13 protein-coding genes are annotated in these 25,796 nt (G+C 41.4%); 6 read left to right on the forward strand and 7 right to left on the reverse strand.

Annotated features, from left to right (window positions below):
• Positions 1-676: 676 nt before the first annotated feature.
• The 6 genes from HMPREF9072_RS00160 (at position 677) to HMPREF9072_RS00185 (ending at position 14,208) form a co-directional block, all read left to right on the forward strand.
• Positions 677-3,742 carry a TonB-dependent receptor gene (locus tag HMPREF9072_RS00160; RefSeq protein ID WP_034565906.1) on the forward strand — a complete coding sequence of 1,022 codons (3,066 nt, stop codon included), beginning with the start codon at positions 677-679 and terminating at the stop codon, positions 3,740-3,742.
• A 12-nt stretch (positions 3,743-3,754) separates the two neighbouring features.
• Positions 3,755-5,560 (forward strand): RagB/SusD family nutrient uptake outer membrane protein, encoded by a 1,806-nt coding sequence (locus HMPREF9072_RS00165; protein ID WP_009409919.1) that lies wholly within the window; start codon positions 3,755-3,757, stop codon positions 5,558-5,560.
• 1 nt (position 5,561) lies between these two features.
• The gene (locus tag HMPREF9072_RS00170; protein WP_009409920.1) at positions 5,562-6,662 is read left to right on the forward strand and encodes a DUF5017 domain-containing protein; all 1,101 of its coding nucleotides are present in this window, start codon (positions 5,562-5,564) and stop codon (positions 6,660-6,662) included.
• A 274-nt stretch (positions 6,663-6,936) separates the two neighbouring features.
• Positions 6,937-11,067, forward strand: coding sequence for a response regulator (locus HMPREF9072_RS00175; RefSeq protein WP_009409921.1), 4,131 nt, complete (start codon positions 6,937-6,939; stop codon positions 11,065-11,067).
• A 46-nt stretch (positions 11,068-11,113) separates the two neighbouring features.
• Positions 11,114-12,697 (forward strand): glycoside hydrolase family 31 protein, encoded by a 1,584-nt coding sequence (locus HMPREF9072_RS00180; protein WP_009409922.1) that lies wholly within the window; start codon positions 11,114-11,116, stop codon positions 12,695-12,697.
• A gap of 29 nt (positions 12,698-12,726) precedes the next feature.
• A complete protein-coding gene (locus tag HMPREF9072_RS00185) occupies positions 12,727-14,208 on the forward strand; it encodes a DUF4832 domain-containing protein (protein WP_009409923.1) in 1,482 nt (493 codons plus the stop codon).
• 782 nt (positions 14,209-14,990) lie between these two features.
• Here HMPREF9072_RS00185 and rpmA read toward each other — a convergent pair.
• The 7 genes from rpmA to HMPREF9072_RS00220 form a co-directional block, all read right to left on the reverse strand.
• The gene (gene rpmA, locus HMPREF9072_RS00190; protein ID WP_002670844.1) at positions 14,991-15,251 is read right to left on the reverse strand and encodes a 50S ribosomal protein L27; all 261 of its coding nucleotides are present in this window, start codon (positions 15,249-15,251) and stop codon (positions 14,991-14,993) included.
• Between the two features lie 27 nt (positions 15,252-15,278).
• Positions 15,279-15,905: a 50S ribosomal protein L21 gene (rplU, locus tag HMPREF9072_RS00195; protein ID WP_009409924.1), complete on the reverse strand. Its 627-nt coding sequence runs from the start codon at positions 15,903-15,905 to the stop codon at positions 15,279-15,281.
• A gap of 133 nt (positions 15,906-16,038) precedes the next feature.
• Positions 16,039-17,073 (reverse strand): cytochrome d ubiquinol oxidase subunit II, encoded by a 1,035-nt coding sequence (cydB, locus tag HMPREF9072_RS00200; RefSeq protein ID WP_009409925.1) that lies wholly within the window; start codon positions 17,071-17,073, stop codon positions 16,039-16,041.
• A gap of 12 nt (positions 17,074-17,085) precedes the next feature.
• Complete coding sequence (locus HMPREF9072_RS00205) at positions 17,086-18,432, reverse strand: cytochrome ubiquinol oxidase subunit I (protein ID WP_009409926.1); 1,347 nt, start codon at positions 18,430-18,432, stop codon at positions 17,086-17,088.
• A gap of 267 nt (positions 18,433-18,699) precedes the next feature.
• Positions 18,700-20,187: an LptF/LptG family permease gene (locus HMPREF9072_RS00210; protein ID WP_009409927.1), complete on the reverse strand. Its 1,488-nt coding sequence runs from the start codon at positions 20,185-20,187 to the stop codon at positions 18,700-18,702.
• Positions 20,188-20,835 (reverse strand): outer membrane lipoprotein carrier protein LolA, encoded by a 648-nt coding sequence (locus HMPREF9072_RS00215; RefSeq protein ID WP_009409928.1) that lies wholly within the window; start codon positions 20,833-20,835, stop codon positions 20,188-20,190.
• A 75-nt stretch (positions 20,836-20,910) separates the two neighbouring features.
• Entirely contained in the window at positions 20,911-25,251 is a 4,341-nt protein-coding gene (locus tag HMPREF9072_RS00220; protein ID WP_009409929.1) for a translocation/assembly module TamB domain-containing protein, read from the reverse strand.
• Between the last annotated feature and the right edge of the window lie 545 nt (positions 25,252-25,796).

Below are 25,796 nucleotides of genomic sequence, written 5' to 3' on the forward strand. Positions count from 1 at the left end.
GTTCGTCTTTTGTTCGTTGTAGACCCACTGTAGACCCACTCATTGTTCGTTCTTTATTCGTTATTTGTTCGTCTTTTCTATAAGCTCTCTAAATCTACATTATTTAATTCTCCCGCCCCCATTTGCTAATTTGCTAATTAACTCATTTACTAATTTTATCTGCCTGTGTGGCTCGCACCGTCATTTCTTCCTTTCTCCGTCGCTACATTCTCGCTTTTCCGTCATTCTCCCCCCTATTGCCTATGGCCTAAGGCCTATTGCCTATTCCTCTTTCTTTCGCATCGAAACCTCATTTTTAGCACTTTTTAATCATTGTATTATAGTATTAATCAACTACTTATATACCCTTTCTATACCAATCTTCCAAGATTCGTATAAGCTTCCTATAAGCTCTCTATAAGCTAACTACAGCTCTTTTCAACCAAAAAACACTTTTACCAGTTACTTATAATTCCTTTTTATTTCCTTTTATAAAGTCTTTGTGCTTCTATTCTGTATATTTTTCGTAACATAAATACTACGATATTTCTTACGTTGAGCTCACGTTAACTTATTGATTACTTACGTTTTTACCAGAAAAATAACTTTTAGTAAAGAAAAATGTACAATAAGTAAAGTGCTTTTTGTTAAGTATTCCTTAATTTTGTCCCAAAGAAAAAACTTTAAATTTTATATAATGAAAAGCATCATTAGCATTTGTATTTTGCTGTTCAGTATCCCAATGCTGGCGCAAAAAGTAACTATTACGGGGGTAGTTACCGATGAAAACAAACAACCCCTTCCTGGTGCAAGCGTTGCTGTAGAGCACGTACATTCAGGTACGGCTACTGATTTTGAAGGGCGTTTCTCCCTAAGTGTAGCGCCTACCGATAAAATAGTAGTGAGCTTTATGGGCTATCGCTCCAAAACCATAGCCGTAGGTAAAACACGTACTTTCAATGTATCTCTCGAACCTGAGGTCACTCAGATTGATGAGGTAGTGCTTGTAGGGTACGGTACACAGCGCAAAAGCGATATCTCTACGGCAGTAGCTTCGGTGAAGATGGCAGATATTGCCCAAAGCAGTCCATCGCAGGTATTGCAAGCGTTGCAAGGTAAAGTGAGTGGGGTGCAAATCATCTCTTCCGATGGTTCTGCTTCAAGCGGACTCACATTTAGAATTCGCGGGGTGAACTCCATCACAGGAGGTACGCAACCGCTCTTTGTTATTGATGGGGTGCCTATGCCTACCCAAAGGGTAACCAATACCAATGAAGATGTGGCTACCAATCCGCTACTCAGTTTAAACCCTAACGACATTGAGTCAATGGAAATCCTTAAAGATGCCGCCGCAGCAGCTATCTACGGGTCTAACGGTTCTAATGGGGTAGTGCTTATCACCACCAAAAAAGGTAAGGAACTCGCTAAACCTAAATTTAACTTCAGTTATGCAAGTTCTATTGAAATGATGCCTAATATCCCTTTGAAGGTGCTCAGTGCTGAAGATTATGCTCACAAAATGCTCGATTATGGTACTTGGGGCAATCAACCTCAAATAGACTTTTGGCAACGAATGATTGCCGAAAAAGGCTGGAATCACCCTGCCGTAAAAGATTGGCTGAAAGAAGTTACCCAAACAGGTACCAAAAACGAAGCTAACGGTAGTATCACGGGTGGTACCGACCAAACCCGCTATATGCTTTCAGTGGGCTATCTGAACCAAGAAGGACTTATCAAGCGTTCTGCTTTCAACCGCTTTACTTCACGTCTCAACCTCTCACAGAAGATTAACGATAAGATGAATGCAGGTATCAACCTCTCATACGCCGTTTCTAAGGATAAAAATCCCGTAAGCGATTGGTCTCAAAATGGAGTGGTTCTCAAAGCTTTGCAAACTTCTCCTTTCTTAGACTACCCTGGTTTTGGTACCCTAATGAGCTATCCTAATATTCGTACGATGAGCCCTAAGGTAGCAGTAGACCAAGTGGATATCAACACCAAATACAATGAGCTCAACGCCAATGTATACCTCAGCTATCAACTGCTTAAAGATTTGACTTTTAACACCAGTGCTTCTTACCGTTTACACACTATTGGTCAAGACCGTTTTTGGGGGCCTGACACTTGGTTCGGACAGTCAGAACGCGGACGTATGGAGCTTTCTCATCGCAATGAGAACAGCTGGGTATATGAAGCCCGTTTGCAATACTCTAAGAGCATCAATAAGCACTATTTTTCCATAATGGGTGCTTTTGAAGCCAATAAGTATTGGACAGATTATACTTACAATAAGTCTACTAACTTCGAGGATACCAAACAAGGTATTTGGGGTATCAACCAAGGGTTAGTAACCTATGCGCCTTTGTACACTTATGATGGCAACCAATTGGTATCGTACATCAGTAGGGCTACTTATAGTTATAACAACAAGTATGTGCTCAATGCTTCTTTGCGTGCTGATGGTTCTTCTAAATTTGGTAAGAATAACAAATACGGTTACTTCCCAGCTATTTCTTTGGCTTGGAATGCTCACGAAGAAGGCTTTATCAAGAAAATAGAAGCTATCTCCAATTTGCGTTTGCGCGGTAGTTTTGGTATGACAGGTAACAATCAAATCCCATCTTACCAATCTTTAGCACAACTTGCTAAAAACAAAGTAGTATTGGACGGTAACAAAGTAGAAATCGGTCGTTATACCAGCAATATTGCTAACGACAACCTCAAATGGGAAAGCCAAAAGCAATACAATATCGGTTTAGATTTGTCCTTTCTCAAAAACCGTTACACCCTTTCTACTGAATTGTATTACAAACGCATAGACGATATGCTTTTGGAAGTGAATATCCCTTCTACTTCGGGATTCCAAAAAGCGTGGAAGAATGCAGGTTCAATGGAAAACAAAGGTCTCGAAGTGAGCTTCAATGCACAATGGTTGCGTGAAGGCGATTTCAAATGGACAACTGATTTCAATATTTCTTTCTACCGAAACAAAATCCTTTCGTTAGACGAAGGTCAGTATCAACAATTTTATGACCGAGGTATCAACTCCAAAATCAAAAGTGATGTGCTCTTGCGTGTAGGTATGCCGGTAGGTATCTATTATGGCTATGTAGCCGATGGTGTATTCCACAACCAAAACGAAGTGGATAACGCTCAGCCAGGGCCTAACGTAGCTTTAGGCGGTTTACGTGTGAAAGACATCAACCACGATGGTGTAATCGATACTAACGACCGTGTGCCCGTAGCCGATGTAAACCCATTGCACACGGGTGGTATAGGTAACACTTTCTCATATAAAGGTTGGGAATTGTACGCTTTCTTGCGTTGGTCGTATGGCAACGATGTAGTAAACGGTAATGCTTACTACCTCACAGGCACTAGAAATATCGACAATATCACACAAAGCGTTTATAATAACGTGTGGTCGGAAGCACACCCCGACCGTAACTTCCCGCTCTTTGGAGGTGGTTTCTGGGCTGAAAACGCTTTCCGTAGCGACTTGGTAGAAGATGGTTCTTTCTTGCGTTTGCAAACTGTTACTCTTAGTTACAACTTGCCTAAAGAAGTATTAGAACCTTACAAACTTAACAAATTGCGTGTAGGCGTTACCGGTACCAATCTTGCGCTTTGGACGCGCTATTCAGGATTTGACCCCGAAGCCAATACGGGCTATGGAACTATTGCCCGCTTAGCTCCAGGTCTCGATATGAGTCCGTACCCACGACCTACATCGGTTTTATTCTCAGTAGAAGTTGGTTTTTAAAAGATATAGATTATGAAATTACATATTATCACCATTATAGCAATAGGGGTAAGCCTCGGATTGAGCAGTTGTGGCAAGTTCTTAGAAGAAACCCCCAAGAGCACCCCTACATCTCAATTTTTCTATGAAAATGAATTGGATGCTCGCCAAGCAATGAACGGTACTTACCGTTACCTCACCGATGTGTATGTTACAGGACACGGCACCAAACAAATCAGTACCGACCTTGCCAAACGTGCCGATTGGGACGAAGGGGGAGGCTTGCGCAACTACAAGTTTGGGTCAGACAACGATTATATTACCCAAATGTGGCAACAACATTATGCAGCTATTAAGAACTGTAACTCGGTAATCGATAATGTAACCGAACACCAAGATCGTATCAATAACTGGGAACGCTATGTAGCCGAAGCTCGTGGTGTACGCGCTTACTTGTACTTCGATTTGGTGCGTTGGTTTGGCGATGTGCCTTTGGTTGTGAAAGAAACCAAATCACTCGACGACCTCAAAGTACCTCGTACTCCACAAAAGCAGGTATTTGAGCAAATTATTGCCGATTTTACTTATGCAATGGCTCACGTAGCCGAAAAAGGCGATACAGGCAATGGTTACCAATACGGACGTATTACCAAAGATGCTTGTCGCGGTTTCTTAGCTAAAGTACACTTGTGGCTTGCTTCAGTAGCACAACGCGACGGACGTGAAGTGCTTGGTTCGGCTACTGAAAACTACACCAAAGCAATGAACTATGCCAAAGAGGTCATACAAGGCGGTCGCTACCAATTAGTAGAATACTATCCTGATGTATTCAATGCTAAAACCAAAATAAGCGAAGCTCCAAAAGAAGTTATTTGGTGCGTACAAGGTCTTACAGGCGACGATACCGGTACCCTCACAGGAATGCTTTACGGAATGAGAGGTAATGAAAACTTAGGAGGTTCTTGGGATAATATTTCTAGCTCCGATTATCACCGTATGATTTATGAACCCTCCGACTCTATTCGCCGGTTGTGGAACTGCCCACGTGTACAAGTACTCGACAATGGTAAGTTATGGGGTTGGGACTACAATATTTACAAAGATACCCGTGTAGACCAACCTCTTAGTAAGGCTACCGAAAACAATAACTGGGTGATGTGGAGCATCGGTAAGTTCCGCCGTTTCCCATTAGCTGATACCTCTTCGTATAACTACAAGAACTTCGGTATGGATGAACCGCTACTTCGCTTTGCTGATGTACTCCTCATCTATGCAGAGGCTTATAACGAAGTTAATCATTCACCTGGAGCTTATACCCCCTCATCTTCTTTAGCGATGAATGGCACCAATGTAAACAGTGCTTACGATGCAGTGAATTTAGTGCGCAAACGTGCTCGTATCTCTAACAAAGCAGGCGGACGCATCGTACACCGCGATGCCTTACCTCGTGATTTGGATAAAACTCATATCAACGATGTAAATACAATAGTCCCCGATTGGAAAACCTCCTCTTATGGCTATGACTACGCAGGTACTGCTATGTGGACAGCTAAACATTACAGCGATGATTATACCGCTTTCCGTACTGAAATCTTAAACGAACGCGCACGCGAGCTTGTAGGAGAAACCACCGACCGCTGGTGTGACCTCGTACGCCGTGGCATTCTGGTACAAGCTTTCCAAAACTGGCGTATCAACAATCCGTTTATCAGTGGGGAGGAACGCCGTATTCCAGCACCTGCTGCGCCTGAGAATGTTCGCCCTTATCACCAGCTATTACCTATTCCGCTTAGCGAATTGGACGCAAATAAGAATTTAACTCAAAATCCTGGATATTAAAATGAAAACATATATATTACTCATTAGCAGTTTGCTACTCACGGCTTTGGGTGCTTGTACTAAGGATAAACCTGAAGACGTAGACCTATCAGTAACAGCTGATAAAACCCAAGTGAAGGTAGGCGACCCCGTAACTTTTACTATTCATCACAATGTAAATGCTTTGGCTATTTACACCGGTGATGAAGGGCACGATTACCAAAAGAGTATAGACAATGTACTCAAAGGGAAGACTTCAGAGGAATTACAAGGTAAAAACTATCGCCCTACCGACCCTGATGTGAAACCTTACAAAGTAGACTTTACTTCTACACAAGTAGGGAGCACTACTTTAGCCAATGGCGCTTTTGAAGTGCGCAACGCCAATAGCGGTGATAACTTAGTTGGCAGTCAAGCCGAAGTAGTAACCGATGCTACCATAGGTAAAAATGTAGTGAAAGTGAATGCCAAACACCCTAACTGGTGGTATGAAGCTTTGCGCCTTAATGTAAACACCAAAGTAGGAAGTAACAAGAAGATGACTTTACGAATGAAGTTTGCGACAACTACTTTGAAAAGTACTAACGACCAAAGCGAACACCCCGAAGAAACAAAGTTCCCTATCGTGATACGTTTGGGAGGTATAGCCGAAGGGGATACAGCTGTAACCTTCAAAGACGATACTGTTTGGGATTTATTTGTAGAACCCAAAACTGAGTATACCGATTACACTTTTGATATTGGTCGTACCATTTCAGCGTGGGAAAGTGCTGTAAACAAAAAAATGGCAACACTTTCTTATATTCAGATTCTGTTTACTACCGTGGGTGCTGGCATTGGCTATATAGGCGATTATTTTGTTGAATCGGCTAACTTTGGAGCTATTGACTATAAGGCTTTCGATACAGGAAAAGGTATTACCATTACCGATGATTCTGGGGTAACCAAATACACTCACAAGTATGACAAAGCAGGTACTTATGAGGTAGTGGTAGTGGGCAGTAGCAGTGGTTTTAAAAGCTATTCAAAAGACGGTTATAAAACTGATGTAGGAACTGTAAGTGCTGACGAGTACAAGTACAACACTGAATACCGCACTATCAAAATTACGGTAACCCCATAGGATAGTGATGAGGTGTAATCTGTACGAATAGGGTAAAGAAAAGACGAAGAAGAGGTGAACGAAGAGTGGCTCTACAGTGGCTCTACAGTGGCTCTACAGTGGCTCTACAACGAACAAAAGACGAAGGAATGATGAACAAAAGACGAATCTACGATGAAGGTAAGGCGAATCTAAGATGAAGAAATAAAGGTTACTTATCAGTTTTTAGATTTGGGTATTTTTGAGCTTTTGATAAGGATTTTATATCTTTGCCCTCTAAATGAAATTTTGACAAATGAACAGAACGATAAAGCTCCTGCGAATCCTGCTGTTGTGGTATTTTCTCTTTCCTATCGCTTTCACAGAAGAGTTGGTGGTGAGAATTCAAGCGCAAGAAACTTTCCTTTTCCACCATCTTACGCGCAATGAAGGTCTGTTGCACGACAACGTTACTTGCATTGCTCAGGATTCGTTGGGCTTTATTTGGTTAGGCACCCACAGAGGGCTGAACCGTTTCGATGGCTATACCCTCGATGCCTACAAGTACGAGCAAGACCCTATCAACTCGGTGTACTACAACCGTGTGTACAGCTTGCAACCTATGGGGCGTTACCTTTGGGTAGCTACCGAAGCAGGAGTAGCTTGTTTTGATATTCGGCTCAAACAGTTTGTCAATTTCAAAATCGACGACCCTCTTGATTTGGCTTTCTATACCAAAGTAAAACTCTTACAAAAAGGCACAAATAATGAACTTTGGCTTTTGAGCGAAAACCAAATTAGGTGTGCTAAAGTAGTGTGGAATCAGCGCGAGAAGGCACTTACGCTAAAAACATTGCCTATTGGCTCTGCCTCACAACTCACTACTTCGCAACTCAATCCGCAAATAGCAGTGAGCGAAAAAGGAGAAGTGTGGCTTTCGGGGTTCCCTTGGTTATCGGCTTACGTTCCTGACAAGGGCAGACTAAAAGCCCTACCTGAAAAGGTGAACAACATAGGTTCGGGTATCGTAAAGATGCTCTATGCCGATGGCTACTTGTGGGTGATTTACCGAGATAGCTTAGTGAAGTACGCCTGTAAGCCCGATAACACCTATGCGATAGTCGCTAAAAAGGAATTTGACCTGAACAAACATTTGCTTTCTCTTACACTCAGCGGGCAATACGTGTGGGTAGTGAATGAAGAAAGTATCTTTCAGTTGGATAAAAACAGTCTTTCTCTGCTGAAAGAACACAGTCACTCGCCTTTGAATCCGTATTCGACAAGCAATCATATCAACAGTGTGTTCTTAGACAAAGAGAGCAATTTGTGGGTATCGGCTTGGTCTAATGGTGTATCGTACAGCAGTACGCGCGATGCGTTCTTCAAGACGGTATGGATAAAACCCCAGAGCAAAGTGGGTTCGGAGTTTGTAAGCACGATGCACTACGACCCCGATGGTTATGTGTATATAGGCAATAAGTTCGGCGGAGTGATTAGGTTTCACACCCAGAGCCAGCAGTTAGACGAGCACTATTGCAATGCTCCTGAGCTTTCGCCTAACGTTACGAGTATTCAGAGCGATAAAGCACACTTATACGTATCGGTTCGCGAACGGGTATGGGTGATAGACAAGCAAAGCCGACGCATTATCGGTTCGTTTGCAACACAGTGCAACGATTATATATTTGATATCAAGCTCGATACCTTTCACCGTTTGTGGATTACTACCTATTCAGGATTGGAGTGCTTTGAAGAGCGAAAAGGACAATGGCAAAACGTATACACTTTTACCGAAACAACGCCTGAACCTCGTAGGTTATCTACTAACAAGCTCCACAAAATATATGTGGATAAAGCTAAGAACGAACTTGTGATAACCTCGGTAATGGGCTTAAACAGATTGCAACTCAATGCCAAAGGCGAGGTAGTGCGTGTGCTCAAATACGCTGCCGACGCTAAAACCCCGCACAGCCTGAGTAGTAATTATCTTTGGGCAATTGATAAAGACAAAGATACTTATTGGATAGGCACTATGGGTAGCGGACTCAACAAGGTGGTTCTCACTGATAACGCTAATGGCAAACTCACTTATACTGCCGAACATTACGGCATAGAAGAAGGAGCGACCTCTAACGATATTGAAAGTGTGGAAGTAGATGCTTTTGGCAATGTGTGGTGTGGAGGCTTTTACTTGAGTTTCTTTGATACAAAGCAGAAGCGTTTTGCGGCTTTCAGCAACAACGATGGCTTGCAAGGACACAGTTTCGGGACGGCTTCCTCTTGCAAAGATGCTGAGGGGAATCTGTACTTTGGAGGCTCACACGGCTTTAACTATTTCAAACCACAAGCGCAAATGTTTTCGTCAGCTCACCTAAGAGTACATTTTAGCAGGTTTGAAAACAACGGCAAGGTAGTCAATTCGTGTATAGAGTTTACCGATGCGCTTTCGATTGCGTACCCGAACAACGATTTTTCGGTGTACTTCACCACTTTGTCATACAATGCACCTCAGCGATTGCGCTACCGTTATAAATTAGAGGATTACGACACTGATTGGCATTATATAGCCGTGAATGACCCTGCCCCGCACGCCACTTACCAAAAGCTCCCTTATGGTACTTACAAACTATTAGTAGAGGTAGGCGATTGGCAACAGTGGAGCGGAGCGCAGACCGAGCTTACAGTGGTCTCCAAGCCTCCTTTTTGGCTTACGTGGTGGGCGTACACCCTCTATGCACTTGCCCTTGCAGGCTTGCTGTACATAGGTTTCAGGTACTTTATGCGATGGACGCAAATGAAGCATACCATAGCTGTACAAGAGGAAAAAGAGCGACATAAAGAAGAGCTAATGCAGATGAAAATGCAGTTCTTTACAGACGTCTCACACGAGTTCCGTACACCACTTACCCTAATGAGCCACGCAGTAACTGAAATGGAAGAGGAAATGCCTACCAATAAGTATGTGCATACCCTCAAACGCAATACGGGTAAGCTCAGTAATATGGTAAACGAACTGCTTGAAATACACCGTATGGACGTGTATACACCTCAGCTAAAAGCCAATTACATTTCGGCAAATAGCTATGTGCAAGCCATTTACAACGAGTTTAAGGAGTGGGCAAGCAAAGTGGCTATAACCTTGCAATTAACACTACCTGAACAAGAAGTAAAGTTGTGGTTAGATGAGAAGTATTTTAGCAAGATACTTTCGAATATTCTTTCCAATGCTATTAGGTACTCCAATGCGGGAAGCACTATACGCTTATCGATTTCGGTAGAGAATTTGAGCGAGCTCACACCGCTCTACAAGAGCGCCTTTGAGAACACTGCGCATACCTTGCCAGGCAAACAGTTGGTGGTAAAAGTGCAAGATGAGGGGGTAGGACTTGAAAAAGAAGCCTTGCCCGAAATCTTTGAACGTTTTCACCGTGTAGAGGGGTTGGGGCAAAAAAGAGTAGGTTCGGGCATCGGACTTTCTTTGGTAAAATCATTAGTTGAAGCGCATCGTGGTGGGATTATCATTAGCAGTAAGCCCAATGTAGGTACCGAAGTCATCATCACCTTCCCTATGGACGATAGTTACTTATTGCCCGAACAGAAGTTACAGGACAGTGCTTTTCAGCTGAAAGAATACTTATCGGACTATGCGGTTGAGTATGAACACATAGGCGAAGAAGAGGACGAAATGTTAAATTTGCCCCAAGAAGATAAACCTACCTTGCTTTTAGTAGACGACAATCACGAGGTACTGATGATACTTAAAAACATCTTTATCAAAGAGTACAACATCATTCTCGCCTCCGACGGCGAACAAGCGATTGAGAAGTGTAATCAGCATTTTCCTAATTTGGTCATATCGGATGTGATGATGCCTAAAATTGACGGATTTGAGCTCTGTGCTATCCTGAAAAAGAACCTGCAAACGTGCTTTATTCCTGTAATATTGCTCACGGCGAAATCGCAAATAGAGTCACAAATAGAAGGAATTGAGTTAGGAGCTGATGCCTACCTTACGAAACCTTTTGATGTGAAACTGCTCAAAACCAATGTACGCAACTTGCTCAACAAGAGCAAACAACACGCTCCTATTGAGAATATCCGTCAGAAAGTGATTGATAAAAAACAACAAGAACAGTTAGACAAGCTCACTCACTTGGTAGTGACCAATATGCAAAACCCACATTTCTCGGTAGATAACCTCTGCCTTGAACTCGGTATGAACCGCACTAAGTTGTACAGCTTTGCCAAACAAGCTACCGAGCTTACCTTGGCGAACTACATTCGCAAAATACGCTTAGACAAAGCTGCCGAACTGCTTAAAACTACCGATAAACTTATCAGTGAAGTGTGCTACGAAGTAGGAATCGATAGTCCGTCGTATTTCACAAGAGCTTTTAAAGAACAATTTGGGGTATCACCCTCAGAATTTATTTCAGGTAAGAGGTAAAAAGTTAACGGCTAAGAACTAATAACTAACGACTAAAAACATACAAATGAAAAGAATATTTGCTTTTATTACTTTGTGCAGTTCGCTATGGGCGAGTGCACAACAGCCCACTGAAATCACCCTACTACCCAATGAACAATGGTGGGGTGGCTTTACGGGCGTAGGCAAAGAGATGCCTTACCAACCATCGGAGCGTATTTACAACTTGCGCACCGAGAATTTTAACAATCAATCGGTACCCTTTCTGTTCTCTAATCAAGGGCGTTATATCGCTTCGGAAGCTCCTTTTGCTTACCAATTTAAAGAAGGAAAGATACTTATCACTCCTTCACGGGCTGAGGTGAGTTGCCACACAGCAGGCTCTACCCTCAAAAGTGCCTATCAGGCAGTGAGTAAACAATATTTTCCGCCTTCAGGGGTAATCCCCCCCGAAGTGTTCTTTACCAAACCACAATACAACACTTGGATAGAACTTATTTACAATCAGAACGAAAAAGACGTTTTAGCCTACGCCAAAGCTATTCTGGACAACGGAATGCCAACGGGAGTAATAATGATTGATGACAACTGGCAAAAAGACTATGGCGTATGGCAATTCCGCCCCGATAAGTTCCCTACACCTAAGGAAATGATAAACCAGCTCCACCAAATGGGCTTCAAAGTGATGGTATGGGTATGCCCATTTGTATCGCCTGATAGCCAAGAATACCGCTTTTTGCGCGACAAAGGCTATTTAGTGAAGAAAAAAGGAGCTGACACCCCTGCTATCCTCGATTGGTGGAATGGGCTCAGCGCTTGCTACGACCTCAGCAATCCCGAAGCCTTTGCTTACTTTGTGAATATGCTCAAAGACCTACAAAAAGAATACGGCATCGATGGATTTAAGTTTGATGCAGGTGACCCAGAGCGCTATTTGGCGGAAGATGTAGAGGTTTTCGACCAAAAATCTTACGATACTGAACAGACCTATCTCTGGGGTAAATTAGGTTTAGAATTCCCTTACAACGAGTTCCGCGCTTGCTGGAAATTAGGCGGACAGGCTTTGGTACAACGTTTGGGTGACAAGAGTTACTCTTGGGACGGTGTAGCCCGTTTAGTCCCCGATATGATAGCCGCAGGACTCAACGGTTATGCATTCGCCTGCCCCGATATGATAGGCGGAGGGGAATACGGCAGTTTCTTGAATGTAGACCCTACTAAGTTCAATCAGAAACTCATAGTGCGCTCTTGCCAAATACATTCGATGATGCCTATGATGCAATTCTCAGTAGCTCCTTGGCGCATTCTATCGAAAGAGAATTTGGCTATCTGTATCAAATATGCCAAATGGCACGAACAATTAGGCGACTATATCATAGCCGAAGCCAAAAAATCGGCACAAACAGGAGAACCTATTGTGCGCAGTATGGAGTATACTTTTCCTCATCAGGGTTTCGCTAATTGCAAAGACCAATATATGTTGGGCGATAAGTATTTAGTAGCCCCTGTAATGACCGAAAGCGATATTCGCACGGTAAAACTCCCCAAAGGCACTTGGCAGGATGAACAAGGCAAAAAGTACAAAGGAGGCAAAGAACACACCCTAAAAGTACCTTTGGAGCGATTGCCTTATTTTGTAAAGATTAAGTAATAAATTATGCATTGTAAACTTAAAATCCTATGAAAAAATATCTTTTAACATTTTTTGTTTTACTAACCACCATAATCTCTTGCCAAAGCAAAGAAGATGACGTTAACAATGGAGGAGGTACACAGTCACCTACTACCAAAACCTCTACTACTACGTCTACTACCACCCCTATACCACCCGTTACCCCCCCAGCAGTTCCTTCTCTCAATCAGACAGTGAGATATGAAGGTACTAATGAGGTGTTTTTAAATCCTGAAAGAGGTTTTTTAACCCATCAAGACCAAGGGGAAGGTGATTGGACACTTAATGCAGATTGGGTGAGACAAAAGCGAAATCAGGAGGGGATAAGTCTTATTCTCACGATTTATTATATAAATAACTTTCGAGAGAAAGACATTCCGGAGTACTTTTTAAATCGGATTCGGAATAATATGCGAGTCATTCGCGAAGGAGGCTCTAAGGTGGTTTTACGCTTTGCTTATTCAAAAGACCAAGGTGATTATTACAATGGTAGAGGAGATACCTCGTGGTATTGGACGGAAAGACACCTTAACCAATTGGCACCAATAATTCGTGAAAATGCTGATATCATAGCTGTATGGGAAGCAGGTTTTGTGGGTGTTTGGGGCGAATGGTATTACACCAATCATTACGGCTTTGAACCCAAAGAAAACGCAGGAGCTTATGAAGCCCGCAGAAAGGTATTAGCAAAAGAATTAAGCATTTTACCTAAGGATAGAATGGTGTGTGTGCGCTACCCAATGGCAAAGATATTTACCCAAAACATCAATGTGCACACGAATCTTACAGAGGGAAATGCTTACAATGGCAGTGACTTATCGCGCATAGGCTTCCATAACGATTGCTTTTTAGCTGATGCTCCTAATATGGGTACTTATCCTAATGAAAACTACCGCAAGTATATGGAGCGGGAGACCCAGTATGTGGTGATGGGAGGAGAGACTTGCACCTCGCCTAATAGTTTTACAGAATGTAGCAATGCTTTAAGAGAAATGGCTTTGTACCATTGGAGTTATATTAATATGGACTTTCACGAGGGTACTATTAATAGTTGGAAAAACAGGTGTATGGACGATATGAAAAGAAAATTAGGCTATCGTTTTGCACTTAATTACAGTAAATTTACGGGCGACCCAGTGCCTGGAGGACGTTTGCAAATAGAGCTTGAACTCAAAAATGAGGGCTTTGCTTCGCCGTATAATCGTCGTGATGTGCAGATTGTTTTAGTGAGAAAAGGCACTTCGGAAAAACAAGTATTTAAACTCAATGACGACCCTCGACGTTGGTTTGCAGGTAAGACTGTGAAAGTGAAAGCAGATATTACTTTACCTCAACATCTTTCCAAAGGGCTTTATGACATTTATTTGAATTTACCAGACCCTTACCAAAGTCTTGCTCATCGTCCGGAATACAGCATTCGTTTGGCTAACAAAGGCATATGGGAAGCTCAAACAGGTTATAACAAACTCAATACGATTACGATACAGTAAAGATTAGGATAATAGAAACAGAAGAAAAAGGTCAGCAAGAAGAGTTTTGCTGACCTTTTTTAATAATATAACGTGAGTTCGATGTAAGAAAAGTGTAGCTTACGCTACAGAAATCTTACAAATCTTTAAAAAATCAAACAAATAGGCAGCAAGCTGCCTTTAGACACATACTCTGCTACGCCAGCTCGCAGACTACGCACGGATTACACGGATAGTCTTTCAATTGACATTTGATAATTGACAAATGTGATGTGCACGGATTGGCAACTTCGTTGCTGGATTTCACAGATTATAACACAAATACTATTGTAAATCAATATTGTACATATCGAACTGACATTAACATAATACCAGAAATACTGATGGGCGATGGAAGGTCGGAGTTTCCGTAAGGAAACGGAATATTTCAGAAGAGGCTGGAATGCAATTTTGATGAAAAAAGGTTATTAGGAGGGTGTGCTTAGCTTATAGAGAGCTTATAGGAAGGCTTATACGAATCTTGGACGATTGATATAGAAAGGGTATATAAATAGTTGGTAATGAACAGTTAAAAGTGGTGAGAAAACACTAATTTTGAGGGAAATAAAACGAAGGAAAAACAAAGTAAAGTAGTGGATAAGACAAGGTAAGAAAGATGATGCCTCTTTTTTTGATTTTGTTTTTGACCCGCGTACTAATATAGACCCTAAATACACTATTATAGTAAAATAAGATGGTATTATTTACAAAAAAAGCCTTTGGAGTTCCAAAGGCTTTTTTTGTTGTAACATTAAAAAACTTTATTATGATTCTAATGGAATAACAGAAACAAATGATTTGTTATCTCTCTTCTTTTCGAACTTAACGATACCATCGATTTTAGCGTGCAAAGTATGGTCTTTACCAATATACACATTCTCGCCAGCATTGTGTTGAGTTCCGCGTTGTCTAACAATAATGTTTCCTGCGATGGCAACTTGTCCACCGAAAATTTTAACACCTAAGCGTTTAGAGTGAGATTCTCTACCGTTCTTAGAACTACCGACACCTTTTTTGTGAGCCATTTTTTCTTAGATTTTTAGGTTTAACAATTATTTTACGATACCACCGTTCAACTCGTCTTGCCATTTTTTAAGTTCGTCCCATTTGCCGTCAGCGGCTAATTGAGCTTGAGCTGCCCAAGTTTGAGGGTCTAAGTGTGCCAAGGTTGAACTTGTTTCTGATAGAATGGTTTTGATTTCTTCAACTGATTTCTTAGCTAATTTAGCAAAGGTGTCTACCCCTGCTACTACTAAGGCTTCTGCTGCTTTAGGCCCAATACCTTCTATCTTTTTCAAATCATCAGCTTTTGCTGACTTAACAGGAGCTTTTTCTGTCTTAGGTTTTGCTTGGGTAGTTTTAGCACCACTTGCAACGATGTTCTCAATTACAATTTGTGTAAGGAACTGACGATGTCCGTTCTTAACTTTGTAACCTTTACGTCTTTTCTTTTTGAACACGAGCACTTTGTCGCCTTTCAAATGTTTCAAAACCTTTGCTTCTACGGAAGCTCCATTTATAGCTGGGGCGCCTACGGTGATGGTTCCGTTGTTATCTAAAAGGAGTACGTTATTAAACGCTACTTTCTCTCCTTCTTGATTAGGCAAACGGTGAACAAACACTTTTTGGTCTTTGCTAACTTTAAATTGTTGCCCTGCTATCTCTACAATTGCATACATAGCTTTGTTATTTAATAATGGTTTAAATCGGGCGCAAAAGTACGAATTATTTTTTACCTACCAAAATAAAAGAGAGAAAAAGTTTTAAAACCTTTTCTCTCTTTCTTATTTTATAGTGCTTATAAGGCTTGTATTAATAACTGTTTTCATCAATCTCTACTTTGCCCCAGAATACTTTGTAGGCGAAATAAGTGTAGAGAAGCAATAACGGCGCCCCTATCGCGGTAATAGTGAGCATAATCTCTAATGATTTTTGAGAAGCTGCTGCGTTGTAAACCGTGATGCTATTGCCAGTTTCTAAAGTAGTTCTCAAGAAAGTAGGGTGCAAATTCAGTGCTGCTACCACCATAAAGAAAACGATGGTGAGAATAGTACCCACAAAAGCCTTTTTATAGTCTTTTTTTCTCATAAAGAAAGCTATGCTTAAAATGCTGAGGAGCAATAACGCAGGGAATACTTTCAGTGCAGTGCTATTAGCAATATTTTCAGCTAAATGAGGAGTGAGCATACTGTAAATCGCTACTGCTGTAAACACTACCAAAAAGCCGAGGTATGCATAGTTAATGCGTTTCTCGATGCGGTGGTGCATATCACCGTGAGTTTTGAGAAGCAAATACAAACCTCCGTGTACCATAAAGAGCAAGAGTGTCATTACACCTACAAGTAATGCATAAGGGGTAAGGAAAGTAAAGAGCGCTCCTCCGGTGTACTGAAAGTTCTCGTCTAACGGAAGCCCTTGCAGTACATTGGCAATTACCACGCCTAAGAGCACAGGCAATACGATGCTACACACGCTATATACGGTATCCCAAGTGTTGCGCCAACGGTTGCTGTCTTCTTTGCCACGTACCTCAATAGCTACCGCTCTAAAAATAATAAAGGTGAGGAAAAGCATAAAAGGCGTGTTCATAGCCGAAAACAATTCGGCATACATTAATGGGAAACCAGCAAAAATACCTGCTCCCCCAATTACTAACCACGCTTCATTACCGTCCCATACTGGTCCGATAGCGTTTAGAGCTACACGACGTTCTTTTTTCTTATCGAAGAACAAATGCCACGCCCCTGCTCCAAAGTCAAAGCCGTCTAAAATAGCATAGCCTGTAATCAAAAATCCTATAATGATGAACCACCACGTAGGGTAGTCGATTCCTAAAAATGTTTCCATATCTGTATAATGTTATGCTGTTTGTAATTGTTCTTGAGTTTCGTGTTCATCTATACCGTGAACAATTTTCTTGTTCATCAAGTAGATGAATAGAGCGAAGAGGATAATATAAATAACAGTAAATAAGATAATCGCAAAGAGTATTTGGTTAGCCGATACCGATTTAGACAACGCATCGCTGGTGCGCAAGAGTTTGTACACTATCCAAGGCTGGCGACCCATTTCGGCTGCAAACCAACCTACTTGATTACCTATTTGTGGCAATAGTACGCTCCATACAAAAATGTGCAAGAGCCAACGTTTGTTGTATAATTTGCCTCTCCACAATAAGAAAGAAGCGTAGAGGGTGAGTGCGATGAGAAACATACCAATGGCTACCATTATATGATAGAATTGGAATACAGCGTTCACCTGCCCAGGACGGTCTTCCACTGGATATTGGTCAAGACCTGTTACGGGGGCATCAGCATCAAAATGCACCATATACGAAAGCCCTTTAGGAATACTCAACCCGTGAGTTTCCTCATTCTTTTTGTCTACCCAACCAATAATGTAAGCATCACCAGGCCCTGTTTTGAAGTGCCCTTCCATAGCAGCTAATTTCTCAGGCTGGTTTTTAGCTACACCATCAGCTGAGCTGTGTCCTGAAACCAATTGCAACAAGCACACAATGGTACCGATGATAAGAGTTACTTTAAAGGCCTTTTTAGAGATTTCTACGTGGCGACCTTTGAGTAAATACCAAGCGTGAACGCTCAATACCAAGAAGATACCAGCCAAGAACGCTCCTTGCCATACGTGCCATATACGGTCTATGCTCGAAGGATTGAACACCATCGCCCAAAAGTCGGTGATTACGGCTTTGGCTTGCATACCTTCGCCTGCAATTACATAACCTGCGGGGGTTTGTTGCCAGCTGTTGGCTATTACTATCCAGATAGCAGAACACATAGAGCCTAAGAACACCCCAAGGGTAGCCAAGAAGTGCCATATAGGCTTTACTTTGTTCCAACCGAAAAGTACAATACCAAGGCAGGTACTTTCAAGTGCGAAAGCAAAAACACCCTCAGCAGCCAAAGCACTACCGAAGATATCACCTACATAACGCGAATAGGTAGCCCAGTTAGTACCAAATTCAAATTCCATTACAATCCCAGTAGCTACCCCTATACCAAAGGTAAGTGAGAAGATGCGCGTCCAGAAGCGGGCGAGCGTGTCATACTCTTTTTTACCAGTGCGTAGGTAGATACCTTTAAAAACTACCATTAGTAATCCAAGCCCTATACTTAAAGGCGGATAGATGTAATGGAAAGCAATCGTCAGTGCGAACTGCACACGTGCTAAAATTTCTGTCTCCATATGTCGAGTAATTTAATTAGTGAAATATGCGACAAAAGTACACTATATGAGTAATATACCAAAAGAAAAGTAGAAAACGGATATTAATTTATATTACATCTAAATAACACAGCTCTTTCTCTACTCTCATACCTAACTTATCGCTAGCTTTACCTCTGATGATTGGTTTTATCATTTTTTTTCGGTATTGTGATGTTATAAAAAATCAATGGATACTCAATACTCTGAATATCCATTGATGAACTTATAATTAGATATTATCGATTTTTACTTGTTCTTTTTAATTTTCCCTTTTATTTCTTTCACTTTGTCTTCTACAAAGCGCATCAGTTTATTGGTAATAGGGAAATTGAACACTTCTTTATCAGTAGTAACCCTTGTAGTGAGGTAAATACCCAAAGGCAAAAGTATCAAAGCAGGTATCCACGGTGCTAAGGCTGGGTTGATAGTGTTGTTCTCAGCTATATTTTTCATAAACATTCCTATAAAATAATAAGCTAAGAACAGTATCATTGCTATTACCAAAGGCATACCAATCCCTCCTTTGCGAATGAAAGCTCCTAAAGGTGCCGCTACGAAAAAGAGCACAAAACAAGCCACCGTAAGAGCAAACTTATCGCTGAGATTTAAAATGTGTAAGTTCATTAGTTTATAGCGATATTCAAGGTCGCTTTGCCGGAACTCCACATTGTCTAACTGAGCTTGGTTGGTATTGATAGCCATATCAAGTACCATTGATTTTTGTGTGTTGTTCAGTTTGTTAAAGAGCTCTCTCACCGAAGTAATCTCCTTAGCAGGTTTAGGCTTCTCTTGTTTTTTTACTTCGGAAGAAGGGGATGTAGAAGGGGCTACTGAGAAACCTGTACGGCGAAACATATTATTGCCATAGTCAGTAATATTCTGTTTGAAATCGGTGCGGAGTGAGTCGATAGCGTAATTAAGCTGTCCTACATTCATCATACGATAGGTAGTAGCATCGGTTTTCTCGTTAAAATCTACATTGTTCAAATGCGAAAGGTCAAGATTGATGATGTATTTTTTAAAGTATACCTTGGCAAAAGGTTCTTTTTGTTGGGCTTCATAAGAGTTGGTTTTAATATCCTCGTAATAAGTCCCGTCTTCCAAAATAAGCTGTAAGAAGTTGCTATTAGTCTTAGAACTCTTAAGTTCTCCTCGCTTGGCATTGATTACAGTGCGATTTACTTTATCTGGAGTCTTTTTGTGAATAAGCACATTCTCTAAAAATTCGTCATTATCACCTCTTTTTTTCCCTACTTTTATGCTTATATCTTCCCCTATGTTAGAGAATACTCCTTCGGCTATAGCCATAGCAGGCTTCACTTTGGCAATGTTCGATCTAAGGGTATACACCTCGCGATAAGCTACTGGAATTACATTATTGGCTAAAAAGAAAGTGCCTAAACTCAGTAATGCCATCAGTATAATCAGCGGACGCATTACGCGCATTAGCGAAATACCTGAGGCTTTCATCGCAGCAAACTCATAGTTTTCGGCAAATGCCCCAAAGGTCATAATAGAGGCTATTACCACTGCCAAGGGCATAATGATAGGGATAAGTTGCGGAATAAAATAAATTAGAAACTTGAATATAATCCATAACTCCAAACCACGCCCCGCTAGCTCATCAATGTATGTAAAGATAGTATGGAATACAAAGATAAGAACAAGTATAGAGAGCGCTCCTAAAAAGTTAGTAAGGAACTGAGTGATAATGTAGCGGTCTAATATCTTCATCTATAATTCACTGATAGTATAGCCGTCTTTTTTGTACTTCTCGCGGTCGAATTTAAAGATATTGTTCGAAATAGGCTGGTTTGTTTTAAAAGTATTCACTGTGATAGTGGTTTTAGTACCGTTCTTTCCTATTTCAATAAGGTTGTAGATGTGTTTAGTTTGTATATCTATCCCCAACAGAATTTGCTTTACATCAGTATTAGCTTTCTGCGGTTTTAGCTCTACATATTGTATTTTGCGCCCGCGCACATTTTGCTGTATATCCCATTTGTACTTATAACCTTTCTTATAGAAGGTAAGCATTTTTGAAGGAGTAATCGCATTTTCGTCATTGGTGTTTTTCTCTATGGTTACTTCTTCATTCTCGGGTACTATGGTATAGGTCTTATGACCATCGTATATTTTAGTAGCCCCCAGATAATTTAGCACATACTTGTTTTTGGCAATGGTTACATTACCTTTGGTTTCCTGATTGATATTCTCAGCAATATTATCGAGGTTATACTTAAAATCTATATAGATATTATTGTAAGCAACCATCTTGTTGTACACTTCGTCCAATAGCTTTTTTGCCTTGTCTACTTGCTGGCTATGTGCCTGAAATACGCCTAAAAATAAAGCAAAAGCTACAATAAATATTCTTCTCATTTCTAGTGTTTTTAATGATTTAGTCTCTGTCTAATAGCAATTATTGTTCCAAAGTTTTATTGCGATATATATTTTTTACTTCTCTGTCTTGGGTTCTATCACTTTTCCTCCCTTTTTAAATATCTTTTGCATCAAGTCTTTAAAGGTATTGAAATCTACCGAATAGGTTAGTCCTACCCCTTGGGCATACCCTATACGGTCGAGCATATACTGTTGCCATTCGTTTTCTCGGTTGAATATTTTAGCTGTGAGGCTACCGTCGGTGTTTAAGCGGAATTGTACCTCTACGTTACCCGCCACTGCCGTACGGCTCACTCCTCCCACAGGGATACCCACTTTGGCATTCACACTCGCCCAATCGGTGATTTGGGTAGAGACAGTAAAGCCCAAACGGTCGCTGTTGATGTCGGACGAACCGTCGTTAATCCCCGCTTCGTACGATACTCCCAAGTTCAGCTTGTTGTCTTCGTCCGAGAGCAATTGGTTAAACAAGCCTGCTGCCGTTTCAAAGAGGTTGTAAGCTACCAAACGGTTGTCGGTATTCTTTTCGCTCATAAACGAACCCTGTGCCAAGAGCGAAAAGGCTTGTAACTGCTTGCGGTCTTGGTCTTCAAGCTTGTAGTTGAGCTCCGATACCAAACTCGGACTACTATCAGGGAAGGTAATGTCAAACAAGGTTTCGGGGCGCATCAATTCTCCCTCTAATTTAATGATTACCTGAGTGTTGATTTTCCGGTTATACTGACTGCTTTCCAATAGCGTACTTGGGTTCGCACTGAGGGTATACGCCGCTTTCAAGTCGCGCAAAGTGGCTCTTAGCGGGTCGCCACTCCAAGAAATAGACCCCCCTGGGAGCACCGTAAAACGCTTGTCGATGATGTTTTCGTACTTGAAATTATAAAAGCCCGAATAGGTGATAAAGTCCCCCCACATATTGAACTTACCGTTGGTATTGATTTCAATAAGGAGCGTACCTGCCCCACGCCCCACAAGGTTACTACCCGTTTTTCTATCCATCACAATTTCCACTTCGGCAGTAGGAAGAATATCAAGCTCAAAGTTCAGTTCTAACCCCTTGATAGACTCCAATTCTCGGTTAATTTTTACTTTTTTATCGCCCTTCTCTACAAAAGTGATAAACGAGTCATCGCCCACACTCTCACTATCGCTGAGCGGTATTTTGAAGGACGTACCCTCTTCGGTCTTCGCATTTACCTTAATCGCAATTTCGTCCAATGCTCCTTTAATGCTCGCATTCCCTTTGATAAAGGCAGTCCCGTAGAACAGCGCATCATCAGTATAAGGGGTGTTGAGCACCATAAAGCGCTTGCCAAGGGTTTGCAATCTTAGGTCTAAAAACCAATCTAATAGTTTGTTATGCCTAATCGAACCATTCAGTTTAGCTTGTGTTTTATAAGCGGTATCGGTCAGTAGCCAGTTATCTATATCAAATGTCTTGTTATTCACCTTTATCCGTGCACCTTCCTGAATATCAGTATTGAGTTTCAGGTACGTAATCCCCACACCTGCTTTGTGCAAGGTGAGTTCGCCGTCCATCAGTGGGTCGGTTACGCTACCGTCTATCTTCACTTGCCCCGACATCGTGCCTCTAAGGTTGTAGAAGACTCCCTCCAAGAACGGATTAAAAGGCGAGAGCTCAAAGTCTCTAAAATAAGCCGTAAGGTCGAGCAAAGTACCCCGCTTCTTGTCTAAGTTAATTTTCCCTCTCGTAGCAAAGCCAAGAGCCCGCCCGTTAGAGAAAAACGCCCCTACATCAAACGACGACAAATCACTATTACCAAAGATACCCACTTCCAAATCGCCATAGTCATAGCCATTCAGTTTAAAATAGCGTATAAAAAGGTCTGCCGAAGGGTAATATAAGTTCCCGCGTTGAGTAAGCGACACGTTACCATTGAGCGTTCCCGTGAGGTTAAGCCCTTTGATTTCGGGTACTATCTTGTCCATCGCTACGTTATGGGCAACTAAATGCAGATTCTTATAATCTTTGGTAGTGATGAGCCCACTGAGGTTCATATATTGGTTTTGGTGCGCCATCTTGAAGTTGCTCACCTTAATCGTATCGGCAGTACGGTTGAGCACAATCTTGTTGTACTCATTCATCGCATTCTCGCGGTTGATATACCACGCATTGCCTTTGAAGTTTATCAGTGATTTCTTAATCCCTATAATCGACTGTTGTTTCTTGTTCAAAGTATGGTAGAAATTCAGCTCATAAGTATCTCTGCCGGTATCGCCCCCTTTGAACTCAGTACGGAAGAAAAGCGTATCTTTGATAGTGGTATTAATCAGGTTAAAATCTTGAATGGCATACACCCCAAAATCGGCTTTCTTCACTTCAAAATAAGTATTGTACAGTGGGTTTTTATTGTCAATTTCAAGACTAATACTGTCTATCTGAGTGCCGTATGCATTCACGCTGGGCGACTTCATTTGGAACTTAAAACTCCCTTTATCGGCATCTATATTCCCGTTGATGAAAGTGTTTCTGCCTATCTTCACTTTGGGCACAAACACTTCTACTATCTTGTTGTAAATATCAAAATGGAAGTCTACGTACTGGTTTTTCTCTATCTTATACGGGTTGTATTGGGCATAGATACTCCCCACCGCATTTTGCATTACCTTTTTTAGCTCAGCTAACTTGAACTTTCCTCTTACATTCCCGCTCACAATATCAGGCGAATTAATTGTGATTTCTTTCACTCCATTGTTTAAGGTTGAAACGACCTCGAAGTCTTTAAAGGTAAAACTTCCCGCTGAATTGATGTAATTGGTGTGTTTAAATGATATTTTACCCACAATATCGTCCAACTGATTGCCCGAAATGTCTATCACTACCTTACCACATAACTGCGATACACTGTCCATTTCCATAAAGTGTAAAGCGTGCAAATCGGCAATAGCAATATCCGCTTGAAAGTCAAATTTGTTGTTTCTGCCCGATAGGTCAGCAAGTCCGTTGAAGTTCATCGTAAGGTTCGGGTCTTTTGCGTCTATTTTGCCGTTAAACACCTGATTCCTAAACTCCCCATTAATACCTATGCGCTGGTAGTTATAACCGTTGTAGCCCACCGAATGAACCGTGCCATTGGCGTAGAGTTGCATAGTTTTAAAGTTCAATCCTTGTCCGCGCACTGTCATATCGGCAGTGAGTGCGCCCATAGTCGGGTCGTCCAAAATCTTGCCCAAATGAAACTGATTCGTAGTGAGCGTACCTCTAAAAGCCGTTTTATCGGTATGGGTAAGGTCTTCCAAAGAGCCGTCAATATGTGCTTCGCCGTCATTGGTTTTCAGCAGTACATTGGCTTGTAGCGAAGTCGTTCTGTAAGCAAAATCACCTTCTACTGAAAACATTCCTAACCTTTGTAGTTCCGCTGGAATATTTTCACCCAAATCCTTAGGCATTAAGTAAGCCAAATCGTTATAAATGCTCTCGGCATATACACCTTTGCCTATAACGGCTATATTAGCGTGTTTTGCTAATAGATTTTGGAAAGTTAAATCTCCCTCTATAAGCGTGTTCTGATAAGATATTTTTCCCTGCGGAATAGTGAAGTTGTTCAGCGTTCCTTTCATCGTTACGCCCTCTAACACAATGTTTCTACCTCCGTTGAAACCATTGTAAAAAGCGTTCAAATCGGTAGTGTTTACCGTAGCTTTGGGCAGATTAACGTCAAAGACTACCTTGTTCACAAAATCGCCAAAACTGCCGTTGTGAGAGAACATCGTTATAGTACCTTGAATGTCCGTCAATGCCGTTTGCAGTCGCAAATCCTTGGCTTGCATCAAGCTATCGGTATAGCTGAACTGTGTATTTAGGTGGGTAACATTCAGTTTGTCATCAAAGCGGAAGTTCCCTTCTTGCATCTCAAAAAACACTTTGCTACCCAAGATTTTAAAGTCGTTTAGCTTAGTGTTCAGATGGTCTACTTTCAAGATAGAAGGGTTAGCGTTATTCTCGTCCGAAATACGGCAATAGCTGTCTTTTAGCTTGATGCTTTTTGCCTTCATCACAAACTTGCCCGTGCTGGGTTCCCCCGAATCGAATTTGTTTACAAACACGTCCAGGTTAGACAAAGTATCGCCCTTATGGGTTTTCATATTGAAAATGAGACTATCACCCTTTATGTGTCCAAAGTACAAATTACCGTCAAACAGCTGTTTAAAGTCTAAAATAGAAGTCGTAAGTTTCTTTGCCGAAATAAGCGTATCTTGCTTGTGGTCGCGAATAAGCACTCGCTTAATATCCACATCCCCGTTGATTTTCAGATGTATACGCTCTATATTCAGGTCGATATCAAAATCTTTATTCAGGTAGTTCACCACCTTTTTAGCAATGAAGGTTTGGGTGGCGGGTAAGGTCAAAAGCAGAGCCGTAACCCCAAGTAACACAAGGGTTATAAGGAAGAAACGGACAAGTATTTTTCGTAATCTTTTGATAGAATGAGTTCTTTACTGCTGACTTAGCGTGCAAAGATACGAATAAAATTGAAAAGCAAAAAAAGATATACTGAAAAAATACCTAAACACACTAAAATAGCTTCTTTTCTCCTTCATCTTACCCCCGCTTTATCTTCATTGTACCTTCACTTTATCGTCATTGTACCTTCGCTTTATCTTCATTGTACCTTCACTTTATCGTCATTGTACCTTCGCTTTATCTTCATTTTATCTTCATTGTGCCTCTGCTTTATCTTATTGTACTTTTACTTTATCTTCATTGCGCCTTCGTTCATTTATCACCTGTCCGTATGACTCGCATCGTCTTACCACCACCGCAATCCCCTTTTGAAGAAAGTCCACATTTGTCATTCGTCACTTGTCATTCGTCATTTATCGCCTTTTCCCTCGCCACACTCCCCTCGGAGAGGAAGCCCGTTATAGTGGAGTATGTGTAAGGAGGGAGGTTTGTCTCCTTTTCCAGCTTGTCCCCCTTC

Origin of the sequence: Capnocytophaga sp. oral taxon 324 str. F0483 (genome assembly GCF_000318315.2) — a bacterium.
Taxonomy (GTDB): domain Bacteria; phylum Bacteroidota; class Bacteroidia; order Flavobacteriales; family Flavobacteriaceae; genus Capnocytophaga; species Capnocytophaga ochracea.

Bases quoted from the DNA above. Each gene is read 5' to 3' on its own strand.
- HMPREF9072_RS00160 (WP_034565906.1), top strand. From the start codon at position 677: ATGAAAAGCATCATTAGCATTTGTATTTTGCTGTTCAGTATCCCAATG.
- HMPREF9072_RS00165 (WP_009409919.1), top strand. From the start codon at position 3,755: ATGAAATTACATATTATCACCATTATAGCAATAGGGGTAAGCCTCGGA.
- HMPREF9072_RS00170 (WP_009409920.1), top strand. From the start codon at position 5,562: ATGAAAACATATATATTACTCATTAGCAGTTTGCTACTCACGGCTTTG.
- HMPREF9072_RS00175 (WP_009409921.1), top strand. From the start codon at position 6,937: ATGAACAGAACGATAAAGCTCCTGCGAATCCTGCTGTTGTGGTATTTT.
- HMPREF9072_RS00180 (WP_009409922.1), top strand. From the start codon at position 11,114: ATGAAAAGAATATTTGCTTTTATTACTTTGTGCAGTTCGCTATGGGCG.
- HMPREF9072_RS00185 (WP_009409923.1), top strand. From the start codon at position 12,727: ATGAAAAAATATCTTTTAACATTTTTTGTTTTACTAACCACCATAATC.
- rpmA (WP_002670844.1), bottom strand. From the start codon at position 15,251: ATGGCTCACAAAAAAGGTGTCGGTAGTTCTAAGAACGGTAGAGAATCT.
- rplU (WP_009409924.1), bottom strand. From the start codon at position 15,905: ATGTATGCAATTGTAGAGATAGCAGGGCAACAATTTAAAGTTAGCAAA.
- cydB (WP_009409925.1), bottom strand. From the start codon at position 17,073: ATGGAAACATTTTTAGGAATCGACTACCCTACGTGGTGGTTCATCATT.
- HMPREF9072_RS00205 (WP_009409926.1), bottom strand. From the start codon at position 18,432: ATGGAGACAGAAATTTTAGCACGTGTGCAGTTCGCACTGACGATTGCT.
- HMPREF9072_RS00210 (WP_009409927.1), bottom strand. From the start codon at position 20,187: ATGAAGATATTAGACCGCTACATTATCACTCAGTTCCTTACTAACTTT.
- HMPREF9072_RS00215 (WP_009409928.1), bottom strand. From the start codon at position 20,835: ATGAGAAGAATATTTATTGTAGCTTTTGCTTTATTTTTAGGCGTATTT.